Raw genomic sequence first — 14,043 nt, 5'->3', positions numbered from 1 at the left:
CCTCCACAAATACCTAGAACTGTGAGGCATAGTAGTTCTAGGTATTCGGTGGGCGCAAGGAAATGCCCGCCGGCGCCTGCCGGCGGGCATTCGGATGATGGTCGTCTCCGGGCGGCCCCGTCGCTCAGCGGCCGTTGCCGCGTCGGCCCGGCCGGGCTCGTGAGGAGAAGGCCGCCGCGCCGGACCGGCCCGCACCGGAGCGCACCGAGGCGGCCGGAGCGGACCGCCCCGAGGTGCTCTGCGCCGATCGCGCCGAGGCGGCCGGGGCGGAGCGCGCCGAAGCGGTCTGGGTCGGCTTACCGCCGCGTCGACCCCGGCCGGTGGAGGCGGGGGGCGCCTCCAGTCGGCCGGTCGTCTGCCGGACGGCCGGCACGACCTCCAGCGTCCGCTCTCCCGGGGCGAGTTCACGCAACAGCGCATCCCCGGGGCGCAAACGGGTGGTGGTCGCCGCGATGCCTGCCTTGCGGGTCAACTCCCGCACCTCGGGCGCCTGTGTGTCGGTCATCAGGGTGACCACGGTCCCGGCCGCACCGGCTCGGGCGGTACGCCCCGAACGGTGCAGGTACGCCTTGTGCTCGACAGGTGGGTCGGCGTGCACGACGAGGGCCACGTCGTCGACGTGGATGCCCCGAGCCGCGATGTCGGTGGCGACCAGTGTCCGCACCGAACCGTCGGAGAACGCCTTGAGGTTTCTGGTGCGCGCGCCCTGGGCCAGGTTGCCGTGCAACTCCACGGCGGCCACCCCGGCCGCGACCAGCCGACGGGTGAGGGTCTTGGCGCCTCGCTTGGTGCGGGTGAACACCACCGTCCTACCCGGCGCGGCGGCCAGGTCCACCAGCACCGCGAAGCGGTCCTCGGCCTGCACGTGCAGGACGTGGTGGGCCATCGCGGTGACCGGGGACAGGGTCGAGTCGACGCTGTGCACCACCGGATCGGTGAGGAACCGCCGGACCAGCACGTCGACGCCGGAGTCGAGGGTGGCGGAGAAGAGCAGCCGCTGCCCGCCGCGCGGGGTCAGCTCCAGCAGTCGGCGTACGGTCGGCAGGAACCCGAGGTCGGCCATGTGGTCGGCCTCGTCGAGCACGCTGATCTCGACGGCGTCCAGGTGGGCGTGCCCGGCCTGCACGTGGTCGGCGAGCCGACCCGGGCAGGCCACCAGGATGTCGACCCCGGCGCGCAGGCCGGTGATCTGCGGCCGGGCGGCGACGCCGCCGAAGACGGTCATGGTGCGCAGCGAGAGGGCTTGGGCCAGCGGCGCCATCGCGGCGTCGATCTGGGAGGCCAACTCGCGGGTGGGCGCGAGGATGAGCGCCCGGGGGCGGCCGGGTCGGCGCGGCCTGCCGGTCGCGGCCAGGCGGGTGAGCACTGCCAGCACGAAGGCGTACGTCTTACCCGAACCGGTGCGGCCCCGGCCGAGCACGTCTCGACCGGCCAGCGCGTCGGGCAGGGTGGCGGCCTGGATGGGGAACGGCCGCTCCACCCCGGCGGCGGCCAACGGGCGGGTCAGCGCCTCGGGCACGCCCAGCTCGGCGAAGGTCGGCAGGGTGGTCGAATTGGTCTGTTGCTGCGGGCGGCGTGCCGCCATGAAGGCTCCGAACGTCGAAGGGGACGCCCCACCGGCGCGGCGGTGCCGGCCGTGGCCCGGCTCGTGGAAGGCGCGGGCGTGGAACATCGAATCGGACCCGCGGTCAGGCGGGTCACGCACCGCCAGCCTACCCGACCGCGGTGAAAGGATGCGTGGCGAGCGTCAGGAGGGCACCACGACGCGCCAGCGGCTCTGGCCGCCCATCCACGCTCCGGCCAGGATCTCGGCCGACTTACGGCCGGGGCAGGGGTAGATCTTCGAGCGGCCGGTGCCGCCGCCGGCCCGGGCCTCGACCTCCCACGATTCGCCGTCGGTACGGATGTAGACGTCGCGCCGTCCGCGCGGGGTGTGGTCGCCGTTCCACCAGTGACGCTCAACTCTCACCTGCTGACCGTATAGCACCAGGTCCGCCAGGGAAATGTTTGATGATCTTGCAGGGGTGGCTGCCACGCAGGGTGTTCGTCGCCTTAGCCGAGCGTGGTCGAATTTGGTCACCCGGGAGGGCGGGTGGTTCGCCGGCCGAGAGTGGGATTGGTGGGTTCCCACAAAATCCGTTGTCCGGAGGTGGCAGTTCCCACGTTTCATTACTAGCCGGTAGCCGCGAAGGTTGGGTGAGCGGGACCCCCTTGTCCAAGGGAGGTCCCTCCTGTCAGGGACGAATCTTCCGGAGGCCTGCTCGGTGTTCAGCCGCATCGCCATCGTCAACCGAGGAGAAGCCGCCATGCGGCTGATCCACGCTGTTCGCGAGCTCAACGCCGAGATCGACGCCCCGCCGATCGAGACCGTCGCGCTCTACACCGAGGCGGAGCGCTCCGCCACCTTCGTGCGGGAGGCCGACCACAGCTACTGTCTCGGGCCCGCGTCGGCGCGGCCGTACCTGGATCACCGGGTCCTCGAACGCGCGTTGCAGGAGACCGGCGCGGACGCCGCCTGGGTGGGCTGGGGCTTCGTGGCCGAGGATCCGGCCTTCGCCGAGCTGTGCGAGAAGAACGGTGTCACCTTCATCGGCCCCAGTGCGGAGGCGATGCGCAGGCTCGGCGACAAGATCGGCGCGAAGCTGATCGCCGAGGAGGTCGGCGTCCCGGTGGCGCCGTGGAGCCGGGGCGCGGTGGAGAGCCTCGACGCGGCCCGGCGGGCGGCGGCCGAGATCGGTTACCCGCTGATGCTGAAGGCGACGGCGGGCGGTGGCGGCCGGGGCATCCGGGTGGTGCGCAGCGACGCCGACCTGACCGAGGCGTACGAGCGCACGACCATGGAAGCCCAGCGGGCGTTCGGCAGTGGCGTGGTCTTCCTGGAGCGGCTGGTCACCGGCGCGCGGCACGTCGAGGTGCAGGTGATCGCCGACGGTCAGGGCACCGCCTGGGCGCTGGGCGTACGCGACTGCTCGGTGCAGCGGCGCAACCAGAAGGTGATCGAGGAGTCCGCCTCGCCGGTGCTCTCCGCCGAGCAGACCCGTGAGCTGAAGGAGGCGGCCGAGCGGCTCGCCCTGGCCGTGGACTACCGGGGTGCGGGCACCGTCGAATTCCTCTACCACCCGGGTGACCGGCTGTTCGCCTTCCTGGAGGTCAACACCCGGTTGCAGGTGGAGCACCCGATCACCGAGGCCACCACCGACTTCGACCTGGTCAAGGCACAGATCCAGGTGGCCGCCGGTAACCGGCTCGGCGACCGGATCCCGGTCGAGGCGGGGCACGCCGTCGAGGCCCGGCTCAACGCCGAGGACGCTGATCGCGACTTCGCGCCGTCCCCCGGGCGGATCGTCCGGCTGGTGCTGCCCAGTGGGCCGGGCGTGCGGGTGGACACCGGCGTCAGCGAGGGCGACGTCATCCCGGCCGACTTCGACTCGATGATCGCGAAGATCATCGCGTACGGCCGCAGCCGCGACGAGGCGCTGAGCCGGTTGCGCCGCGCGGTCGCCGAGACCACGGTGATCATCGAAGGCGGCGCGAGCAACAAGAGCTTCCTGCTCGACCTGCTGGACCAGCCCGAGGTGATCGACGCCAGCGCCGACACGGGCTGGATCGACCGGGTCCGCGCCCAGGGCCGCCTGGTCTCCACCCGGCACTCCGGCGTCGCGTTGGCCGCCGCCGCCATCGAGGCGTACGAGGACGAGGCGCACGTGGAGCGCCAGCGCCTGCTCTCCACCGCACACGGCGGCCGTCCGCAGGTCCAGCACGTCAGTGGTCGGCCGATCGACCTGAAGCTGCGCGGCGCGACCTACCGGGTCACCGTCGCGCAGACCGGACCGCACCGGTTCCGGGTCGGCGTCGGCGAGGCGTCCACGGTGGACGTGGAGTTGGAGCGTTTCGACGAGCACAGCGGGCGGATCCTGGTCAACGGCAAGCGGTTCCGGCTGGTCACCGACACCCACGGGCCGACCCACCTGGTGGAGGTCGACGGCGTCACGCACCGGGTCAGCCGGGACGAGGGCGGGGTGCTGCGCTCCCAGTCACCCGCGCTGGTCGTCGCGACCCCGATCGCGGTGGGCGACGAGGTCGAGGCCGGCGCACCCGTGCTGGTGCTGGAGAGCATGAAGATGGAGACCGTGCTGCGGGCTCCGTTCGCGGCGAAGGTGCGCGAGTGCCTGGTCACCGTCGGCAGCCAGGTGGAGACCGGCGCGCCGCTGCTGCGCCTGGAACCGCTCGGTGACGGGGCCGCGAACGAGACCGCCGTGTCCGAGGCGGTCGACCTGGAGCTGCCGCCGGAGCCGACCGGCCTCTCCGCCGGGGACCGCGTCGCCCGGGGCATCGCCGAACTGCGCAGCCTGCTGCTCGGCTACGACCTGGACCCCCGTGACGAACGCCGGGCGCTGGTCAGCTACCTGGCCGCACGGGACGAGCTGCCCCACCGGCCGTTGGAGGAGGAGGTCGAGCTGCTCCAGGTCTTCGCCGACCTCTCCGAACTCAGCCGCAACCGTCCGGCCGGCGAGGAGACCAGGGCCAACAACCGGGTGCACAGCCCGCGCGAGTACTTCCACAGCTACCTCCAGTGCCTCGACGTCGACCGGGCCGCGCTGCCGGAGACGTTCCGCCAGCGCCTCGCCCGGGTGCTCGCCCACTACGGCGTGGACGGCTTCGAACGCACGCCGGAGCTGGAGGAGGCCGTCTTCCGGATCTTCCTCGCCCAGCAGCGGGCGGCGGCCGACGTGAAGGTGATCGTCACCTTCCTGCAACGGTGGTTGACCGAGCCCCCGCCCAGCGAGAGCCTGCGCGAGCTGGTCGGGCAGGCGTTGGAGCATCTGATCTTCGCCACCCAGCGACGGTTCCCGGCCGTCGGTGACCTCGCTCGCAGTGTGGTGTTCCGCTGGGCGGCGCAGCCGATGCTGCGGCGCAAGCGGGCCGAGGTGTACGCCGACGTCCGCCGCAACCTGCGCTACCTCGACCAGCACCCGGACGCGGTCGACCGCGCCGAGCGGATCGCGAGGATGGTCGCCTCGCCCGAGCCGCTGGTGCGACTGCTCGCCCAGCGCATCGGCCGGCCGAGCGCGGATCACGGCCCGATGCTCGAGGTGCTCAGTCGCCGCTACTACGGCTACCGGGGCGCGAGCGACGCCCGGACCGTCGAGGTGGCGGGGCAGCCGTTCTTCACCGCCGGGTACGACCGGGACGGCGAACGCTTCCGGCTGGTCGCCGCGGCGACGGACTTCGCCGGCCTGTCGGCGACCCTGACGAAGGTCGCCGGGTTGGCCGGTGGCGACGGTCGCGACCCCGAGACGGCTGTCGCCGACGTGTACCTGACCTGGGCCGAACAGCCCGACGTGGAGGCGATGGCCGCCACCCTGCGCGAGGTGCTCGACCAGACCGGCCTGCTGGACGTGCTCCAGCGGGCGACGATCTCGGTGGCCGGGCGTAACGGCGCGGAGATGCACCACCACTTCACCTTCCGGTCCGGCCTCGGCGAGGACCGGGTGATCCGGGGCCTGCACCCGCTGATCGCCCAGCGCCTGCAACTGCCCCGGCTGCGCAACTTCGACCTGACCCGGCTGCCCTCGGCCGACGAGGAGGTGTACCTCTTCCACTGTGTCGCGCCGAACAATCCGGCCGACGAGCGGCTGGCCGCGATGGCCCAGGTGCGCGACCTCACCCCGCTGCGCGACACCGACGGTCGGATTCTCGCGCTGCCCGCGGTCGAGGGCGCGCTGGACGCCTGCCTCGACGCGATCCGTAAGGTCCAGGCGCAGCGTCCGGCGAAGAAGCGGTTCGACACCAACCGCATCACCATCTTCGTCTGGCCCCCCAACGACCTGAGCATCGAGGACCTGAACACGGTCGCCCAGCGGTTGTTGCCGATCACGGCGGACGCCGGGCTGGAGGAGGTGCTCTTCCTCGGCCGTCAGCGGGACGAGGAGACCGGCGAGCTGACCGACATCGCGGTGCAGGTCTCCTACGACGAAGGCATGCGGATCTCGGTCACCGAGCCGACGTCGGAGCTGGTCCAACCGCTCGACGACTACCGGCAGAAGGTGTTGGCGGCGCGGCGGCGCGGCACCACCTACCCGTACGAGCTGACCGAGATGCTGGCCGGTCGCAACGGCAGCTTCGTCGAGTACGACCTGGTCGACTCCGGTGAGCTGGTCCCGGTGCAGCGGCCGAAGGGCCACAACCGGGCCGGCATCGTCGTCGGTGTGGCGAGTACGCCCACCGAGCGCTATCCCGAGGGGGTCACCCGGGTGGTGTTGCTCGGCGACCCGACCAAGGCGCTGGGCGCGCTGGCCGAGCCGGAGTGCGCCCGGGTGATCGCGGCACTCGACCTGGCCGAGCGGATGGGCGTGCCGGTCGACTGGTTCGCGTTGTCGGCCGGGGCCCGGATCTCGATGAGTTCGGGCACCGAGAACATGGACTGGGTGGCCGCCGCGCTCAAGCGGATCGTCGAGTTCACCCAGGCCGGCGGCGAGATCAACATCGTCGTCGCGGGGATCACCGTCGGCGCCCAGCCGTACTGGAACGCCGAGGCCACGATGCTCATGCACACCCGGGGCATCCTGGTGATGACACCGGACTCGGCGATGGTGCTGACCGGCAAGCAGTCGCTGGACTTCTCCGGCGGCGTCTCCGCCGAGGACAACTTCGGCATCGGCGGCTACGACCGGGTGATGGGCCCCAACGGTCAGGCCCAGTACTGGGCACCGGACCTGCGCGGCGCCCACCACGTCCTGATGGCGTACCACGACCACGCCTACGTGGCGCCGGGCGAGCGCCGGCCCCGCCGGGCGGTCACCACCGACCCGGTCGACCGGGACATCTCCGACTACCCGCACGCGGTGCCGGACAGCGACTTCACCACCGTCGGCGAGATCTTCTCCCGGGAGCGCAACCCGGACCGGAAGAAGGCGTTCGACATCCGTACGCTGATGCGCGCCGTGGCCGACCAGGACCACGCGGTCCTGGAACGCTGGGCGGGCATGGCCGACGCCGAGACGGCGGTCGTGCAGGACGTGCACCTCGGCGGCATCCCGGTGTGCCTGCTCGGCATCGAGTCGCGGTCGGTGCCGCGACGGGGCTTCCCGCCCACCGACGGCCCGGACACCTACACCGCCGGCACCTTCTTCCCGCGCTCGTCGAAGAAGGCCGCCCGCGCGATCAACGCGGCCAGCGGTAACCGGCCGCTGGTGGTGCTGGCGAACCTCTCCGGCTTCGACGGCTCGCCGGAGTCGATGCGGCAGTTGCAGCTGGAGTACGGCGCGGAGATCGGCCGGGCGATCGTCAACTTCGACGGTCCGATCGTCTTCTGCGTGATCTCGCGGTACCACGGTGGCGCGTTCGTGGTCTTCTCCAAGGCGCTCAACCCGAACATGACGGTCCTCGCCGTGGAGGGCTCGTTCGCCTCCGTCATCGGCGGCGCACCGGCCGCCGCGGTGGTGTTCGCCGGTGACGTCAACGCGCGTACGGCGAAGGATCCGCGGGTGGCGGACCTGGAGGCGCGCGTCGCGTCGGCGACCGGCGGGGAGCGGGCGGCGTTGGTGACCCAGCTGATGGACGTGCGCGCGTCGGTGCGGGCGGAGAAGCTGGCGGAGGTGGCCGCCGAGTTCGACGCGGTGCACAGCATCCAGCGTGCCGTCGAGGTCGGCTCGGTGGACGCCATCATCCGGCCGGAGGAGCTGCGACCCCAGCTGATCGCGGCGGTCGAGCGCGGCCTGGCGAAGACGGCAACACCGTCCTGAGTGGTGGGTACGCCGGTGGTGGGACACGGTCCCGCCACCGGCGTGTCACCATGGGGCGTGCCCGAGGACCGCAAGCCGCCGATCGCGTTCGAGACGACCTGCACCGTCGCGGCTGCGCCCGATGTGGTGTACGCGCACCTGGCCGATCCGCGTAGCTACATCGGGCTGTCGCCGCTGATCGTGGCGGTCGACGACGTGCGGCACGGTCACGACGTCGAGGGCCGCGCGGTCGCCGAGTACGTCGCCGTCGAGCGGTTCCGGCTGGTCGGGCCGTTGCGGTGGGACAACCGTATCCAGGTACGCATGGTGTCGACACCACCGCACGGCCCGTTGGTCAGCGAGGTGCGCAGCCCCGGCCGGGTGTCCCTGCGCGCGGTGGTCGAGCTGACTGCGGTACCGGAGGGCACCCGGGTCGTCGAACGGGTCACCGCCGACGCACCGGCCCTGCTACGGCGCTTCGTGACCGGTGAGGCCGGTCGGGTCGCGGCGTACCGGGCAGCCGAGCTGACCCGCCGCATGGCGACCCGGTAGCCGCACCGGCCCCCGGCGGCGCATCCGCGACATCGCCGGGGGGCCGGTACGACCGCTCGTCACCAGGCCCAGAGCGGCGGTTCGGCGAGCTGCCGGTTGTTGGTGGCGAGACGCGGGGTGGCCAGGGTGTGCAACAGGCCGCCCGAGCTGTCGACGACCCGCACCTGGGCGATCCTGCGGGTGTCGGTCTCGAAGACCCCGGTTCCGTCGGTGAGCGGACCGCCCGTCACCGTCGTTCCCTGGGCGTCGACCAACTCGGCACGGGCCGCGGAGGTGGGGCCCGCCACCAGCAGGCCGGCGGTGTCGCCCGGCAACGGCACGGCGACGACGTCGGTGCTGCCGAGGCCCGTCCGCTGGTCCTCCGGCACCGCTGACCCCGCAGGCGCCAGCGCGCGGGCGTCGGCCTTGAGCAGTGCGGCGCAGCCGCCGTCGGTCGAGCAGGACCTCACCAGGACGGCCGCTGGCGCGTCGGGAACCCAGGCGGGTAGCCGGCCGGTCCAGACCACCTGGGGAGTCGAACCGGTGAGTCCCTCGCCGTGAAGCTTGGCCTGTAGCTCGCGGACGGCGTCGACGCCGAGGTCGCCGTGCAGCGCCGAGGAGATCGGCACCTCCCGCCGGACCATGCCGGACTGGAACGGCTGGCCGGAGTAGCGCACGGCCCCGTCGCAGGTGAACTGCCACCGCCCGACCGGCTCACCCGCCCCTCGCACCACGTAACCGTCAGTGTCCACCCGCCGCCACGACCGGACGACGGATCCGTCCGGCTGGAGTCGGCCGTCGTCGGAGATCTCCACCTGGCAACCGGCCGGTGCCAGACCGACCGCGACATCGGCGGGCTGATCTCCGTCGGTGAGTGAGTGCCAACCGAGGAAGACGTACGGAGTCAACGGTTGTGGCTCGTCCGGCGTCCCGGTCTGGTCGAGCACCTCCCGCACGGGCGCACCCGGCGGGCCGCTGCCCTGGCGGATCAGTGCGTGCGAGTCGTCCAGGTAGGCCACCACCACCACGCGGGCACCGGGCGCGTCGTGGGCGAACAGCACCCGTACCTCGTCCAGTGCCGGATCGACAAGAAGTTCGGCGCGGGCGGCCCGGTACTCCCGTTCGATGGTGGCGATCAGCGCTGTGTCGCCCGCCAGGTTGCCCCGGGTGGGCGAGTCGAGCAGGCGCCGCACCATCGGTCCGTCGATCGGGCTCGCCGGTTGGTACGCGATGGTGGTCGGCGTCGGCTCGTCGGGCGTCAGCAGGTTCGCCGCACCGATCGGCGATAGCGTCACCGCCGCCAGCGCCACGACGCCGGCGGCCGCCACCGACATCCGCCGCTGGCGGCGTCGCCGCACCCGACGTAGCAGCCGTTCGTAGGGGTCGGGTTGTGGCACCACCGGTTCGGCGAGCCGGGCCAGTGCCTGCCTGATCTCATCGTTCATCGTTCGGATCTCCTTCTCGACGGGCCCGCCACCACGGCCAGCGAATCCGGCTCACCTGCTCCGGGTACGGACGTCGGCCGGAGCGGCGCTGTCGACAGCACCGTCCGCAGCCGGGTGAGTGCGCGCGACGCCTGACTCTTCACCGTGCCGACCGAGCAGCCGAGCGCGTCGGCGATCTGTGACTCGGTGAGGTCCTCCCAGTACCGCAGCACCAGCACCGCGCGCATCCGGGGCGGCAGGTGGTGCAGCGCGGCGAGTACCTCGTCGCGGGTCACGACATCGTCGGCCAGGTCCCGACCCGGCTCGGTCGGGGTTCGCCAGGACCCGGTGAAACCGGCGAGGAACTCCCGGGAACCGAATCGCCGCCAGAGCCGGGTCCGCTCGTTGACCATGATCCGGCGGACGTACGCCATCGGGTCGTCCACCTGACGCCACCGGCGCATCGCCCGCATCAGCGCTATCTGCACCAGGTCCTCGGCCGCGTGCCGGGAACCGGTCAGCAGGTACGCGGTCCGGACCAGGTCCGCGTACCGGATCTCGACGAACTCGCGGAAGTCGTCATCGTTCACCTGCACCCTCCAGCCCTTTCTGGGCATCGTTCACGGCAGGAAGACCTCCGGCCGCCGGGAAAGGTTGCGTGGGCGTCGGCGAAGAAGTGGGATTTTGCACTCGCAGTGCATCTTGTTTCGGCGGCCTCGGCTGCCTAGCGTCTCAGCATGGCTGCCTGCTGGACCTTCGCCGTCGCCCGTGACGACCTGAGCCGCACCACCCTGGTGAACAGCGCCGTGCCGCAGTTGTCCGACGGCGAGGCGTTGTTGCGCGTGGACCGGGTCGGACTGACCGCCAACAACGTGACCTACGCGGTGCTCGGCGACGCGATGCGGTACTGGGAGTTCTTCCCGCCCGAGCGCCACGGGCTGGACGGGCGGTGGGGCCTGCCGCCGCTGTGGGGCTTCGCCGAGGTGGTCACCTCGACCGTCGCCGAGGTCGAGGTGGGCCAACGGGTGTACGGCTACCTGCCGCCCGCCGGTCACCTGGTGGTGCGCCCGTCGCGGGTGGACGGCACCGGGTTCCGGGACGCGAGCACGCACCGGGCCGAGCTGCCGTCGCCGTACCACACGTACCGCTCGACGGTCGGTGACCCGGCGTACCGGGCCGACCAGGAGGACCTGCTGATCCTGTTCCGACCGCTCTTCTTCACCTCCTTCATGCTGGCCGACCGGATCGTCGACAACGACTGTTACGGCGCGCAGACGCTGGTGTTCTCGTCGGCGTCGAGCAAGACCGCGTACGCCGCCGCCGTCGAGCTGCGTGGGCGCGGCCCGCGTCTGGTCGGGCTCACCTCACCCGGCAACGTCGACTTCACCCGCTCGCTCGGTTGTTACGACGAGGTGGTGCCGTACGACGGCGTCGCCGCCCTCGAACGGGTGCCGACCGTCTACCTCGACCTGTCCGGTGCCCCTGCGACCCGGGCCGCCCTGCGGCGTCATCTGGGCGACCGGCTGGTACGCGACATCGCCGTCGGACTGACCAACCAGGTCCCGAACGCCGACGCCGCCGAGGAGGTCTTCTTCGCTCCGGTGCAGATGCGCAAACGTCGCATCGACTGGGGTCGGGACGGGCTCGACGACAGGTTCGCCGAGGCCTGGCGGCGCTTCACCGACTTGGTGGGCGGATGGCTCGACGTCCAGGTCGGTGCCGGTCCGGCCGCGCTGGAGCACGCCTGGCTCGACGTCCTCGCCGGCCGTACACCACCTCGGGTGGGCCGGGTCGTCCAGTTCTGAGCGCGCGAGCGGGTACCCCCGGCCGCACGGAGGATTGCGAGCGGGTTACCAGGTAGTAACGATGTCGTGTCATGGACTCCGCCCTGACCTTGATCGGACTGCCCGTCGCCCTCGGCATCATCATGCTCGGTCTGGGCCTCGGCCTGACCACCGGTGACTTCCGACGGGTGGCCCGGCACCCGAAGGCCGCCGTCATCGCGCTGGTGTGCCAGGTGCTGCTGCTACCGGCGCTCTGCTTCGCCCTGGTTCTCACCTTCGACCTGCCGCCCGAACTGGGTGTCGGGATGATGCTGTTGGCCGCCTCCCCGGGAGGCACCACGGCCAACCTCTACAGCCACCTCTTCGGCGGGCACGTGGCGCTGAACATCAGCCTGACCGCGATCAACTCGGTGCTGGCCGTGTTCACCCTGCCGATCGTGGTCAACCTGTCGGCGGCGTACTTCCTCGGCGACGCGCGGAGCATCGGACTTCAGTTCGACAAGGTGCTCCAGGTGTTCGCGATCGTGCTGCTCCCGGTCGCCCTCGGGATGCTGATCCGGGCGCGGGCGAGCGAGGTCGCGCGGCGGCTGGATCGACCGGTCCGGGTGCTGTCCGTGGTGGTGCTGGTCGCGGTGATCGCCGGTGCGGTGCTCGGCGAGCGGGACAACCTCGCCGACTACTTCGTCTCCGTCGGTCTGGCCGTGCTGGCGTTCAACCTGCTCAGCCTCGGTATCGGGTACGGGGTGCCCCGGCTGGCCGGGGTCGAGCGCAGCGCCGCCAAGGCGGCCGGTTTCGAGATCGGCATCCACAACAGCACCCTGGCCATCACCATCGCGCTCAGCCCGGCACTGCTCAACAGCACCCAGATGGCGATTCCCGGTGCCGTCTACGGCGTCGTCATGTTCTTCACCGCCGCCGCGTTCGGGTACCTGGTCAACCGGGTGGGTGCGCGACCGACCCGGAACCGGACGGTGTCGTCCGGACCTGACCCGGCCGAAACGGCACTGTAGGGGTGCCCGAAGGGGTGGGCGGAGCGCCGGAAGCGTTCCCTCGCTGTGCAACGATCGTTGGGCGTCATGCCGACCGCCCGGCTCCAACGGTCTACCGTGCGCCGCTCACGGGCAGGCAGGTGGGAAGGCGCCACACCTCGTACCCCTTTTGGAGAGCACGATGTCCCTCTCTCCGGCTCGGGTCTTCGCCGCGCTGAACGCGGTGCGACCGCCCGACCAGGCATCCCCTGTCATGGACAAGGCGGTGGTGATCGGCGGCAGCATCGCCGGGATGCTCGCCGCCCGGGTGTTGTCCGACCATGCCGAGAGCGTGGTGGTCATCGACCGCGACGACCTGAACGCGAGCGGCGGACGGCCAGGCGTACCGCAGGGCACCCAGCTGCACGCGCTGTTGCCCGGCGGCTTCCTCCAGCTGGAGCAGCTGTTCCCCGGGTTCCGCCAGGAGGCCCTGGCCCAGGGGGCGATCGAGGCCCCGCCCAGGGCGCGACGCAACTACCTGGACGGTCGCCCGAAGGTCGTCGTACCGGACGACGCCGACAGCCTGGCCGGCAGTCGGCCGCTGCTGGAGTCGTTGATCCGTCAGCAGGTCCTCCGTCTGCCCAACGTGAAGACCGTCCGGGCGCGGGCCACCGGGCTGGCGTTCGACGGCCCGGTGACCTCCGGGGTCCGGTGCGAGGTCGGCGGTTCACCCGGGGTCGAGCACGCCGATCTGGTGGTGGACGCCATGGGGCGGTCCAGCCGGGTGTCCGACTGGCTGGCCGAGGCCGGGTGGGAACGACCCGCGCTGCGGCGGATGACGGTGAACCTGAACTACGCGACCGCCCTGTTCCGACGGCACGAGGCGAACCCCGAGCACGCGGTGGTGATGGCGCTGCACAGCCCCACCAGGTCGGTGGACGTCGCCGGTGCCGCGTTCTTCGCCATCGAGGACGGTCGGTGGATGGCGATGATGGCCGGTTACGGGGAGAACCGCCCCGGCCGGACCGTGGAGGACTTCGTCCGCCGGTTGCGGGAGCAGTTCCCGCCGGAGTTCGCCGTGGTCGCCGACAGCGAGGTCCTCGGTGACGTGCAGACCTACCGGCACGCCGACAGTCGGCGGCGGGACTTCCACGCCTTGACCCGGATGCCGGCCCGGCTGGTGAGCGTCGGTGACGCGGTCGCCTCGTTCAACCCGGTGTACGGGCAGGGCATCACGGCGGCCGTCCTGCACGCCTCCTGCCTGGCCAGCTATCTGCGCGCGGCTCCGGATCTGAACGCCCCGGCCCGCCACTTCTTCGCCCTCCAGAAGGTCGTGGTCGACGCCGCCTGGTCGATATCGACCTCGGCCGACCTGGCGTTGCCGCACGTCGACGGCCCCTACCCACGGGGCTACCGGTTCTCCAGCTGGGTGAGTCGGCAGATCGTCGCGGCGACCGTCACCGACGTGGTCACCGCACGTCGGTTCAACGACGTCGTCTCGATGCGGAAGCACCCGAGTTCGCTGGCCTCACCGAAGGTGATCCTCGACGCCCTGCGCGCCAACCGACGCGCCCGCTGACGGGCTGCACCGCGCCGGCACTGCGCGTACGCT

9 protein-coding genes are annotated in these 14,043 nt (G+C 71.6%); 5 read left to right on the top strand and 4 right to left on the bottom strand.

Annotated features, from left to right (window positions below):
* Positions 1-124: 124 nt before the first annotated feature.
* Positions 125-1,585: a DEAD/DEAH box helicase gene (locus tag FF096_RS23010; protein WP_155221642.1), complete on the bottom strand. Its 1,461-nt coding sequence runs from the start codon at positions 1,583-1,585 to the stop codon at positions 125-127.
* 162 nt (positions 1,586-1,747) lie between these two features.
* Positions 1,748-1,969 carry a hypothetical protein gene (locus tag FF096_RS23005; protein WP_309223803.1) on the bottom strand — a complete coding sequence of 74 codons (222 nt, stop codon included), beginning with the start codon at positions 1,967-1,969 and terminating at the stop codon, positions 1,748-1,750.
* A 337-nt stretch (positions 1,970-2,306) separates the two neighbouring features.
* Between FF096_RS23005 and FF096_RS23000 the strand changes: the two genes are divergently transcribed.
* Positions 2,307-7,745: a carboxyl transferase domain-containing protein gene (locus tag FF096_RS23000; protein WP_155221641.1), complete on the top strand. Its 5,439-nt coding sequence runs from the start codon at positions 2,307-2,309 to the stop codon at positions 7,743-7,745.
* 3 nt (positions 7,746-7,748) lie between these two features.
* Positions 7,749-8,276 carry an SRPBCC family protein gene (locus FF096_RS22995; RefSeq protein ID WP_230462871.1) on the top strand — a complete coding sequence of 176 codons (528 nt, stop codon included), beginning with the start codon at positions 7,749-7,751 and terminating at the stop codon, positions 8,274-8,276.
* A gap of 59 nt (positions 8,277-8,335) precedes the next feature.
* Here the strand turns inward: FF096_RS22995 and FF096_RS22990 are convergent, their stop codons facing one another.
* Positions 8,336-9,700 (bottom strand): hypothetical protein, encoded by a 1,365-nt coding sequence (locus FF096_RS22990; RefSeq protein WP_155221640.1) that lies wholly within the window; start codon positions 9,698-9,700, stop codon positions 8,336-8,338.
* A complete protein-coding gene (locus FF096_RS22985) occupies positions 9,697-10,269 on the bottom strand; it encodes a SigE family RNA polymerase sigma factor (RefSeq protein WP_309223802.1) in 573 nt (190 codons plus the stop codon). The genes FF096_RS22990 and FF096_RS22985 overlap by 4 nt, the downstream gene beginning before the upstream one ends.
* A gap of 147 nt (positions 10,270-10,416) precedes the next feature.
* Between FF096_RS22985 and FF096_RS22980 the strand changes: the two genes are divergently transcribed.
* From FF096_RS22980 to FF096_RS22970, 3 genes are all read left to right on the top strand, one after another.
* Complete coding sequence (locus FF096_RS22980) at positions 10,417-11,484, top strand: DUF2855 family protein (protein ID WP_155221638.1); 1,068 nt, start codon at positions 10,417-10,419, stop codon at positions 11,482-11,484.
* A 71-nt stretch (positions 11,485-11,555) separates the two neighbouring features.
* Complete coding sequence (locus FF096_RS22975) at positions 11,556-12,473, top strand: bile acid:sodium symporter family protein (RefSeq protein WP_155221637.1); 918 nt, start codon at positions 11,556-11,558, stop codon at positions 12,471-12,473.
* A gap of 160 nt (positions 12,474-12,633) precedes the next feature.
* The gene (locus FF096_RS22970) at positions 12,634-14,010 is read left to right on the top strand and encodes an NAD(P)/FAD-dependent oxidoreductase (protein WP_155221636.1); all 1,377 of its coding nucleotides are present in this window, start codon (positions 12,634-12,636) and stop codon (positions 14,008-14,010) included.
* The last annotated feature ends 33 nt before the right edge of the window (positions 14,011-14,043 follow it).

Source organism: Micromonospora sp. CP22 (genome assembly GCF_009712475.1).
Classification (GTDB): Bacteria; Actinomycetota; Actinomycetes; order Mycobacteriales; family Micromonosporaceae; genus Micromonospora.
This window is presented reverse-complemented; position numbering and strand designations above follow the sequence as displayed.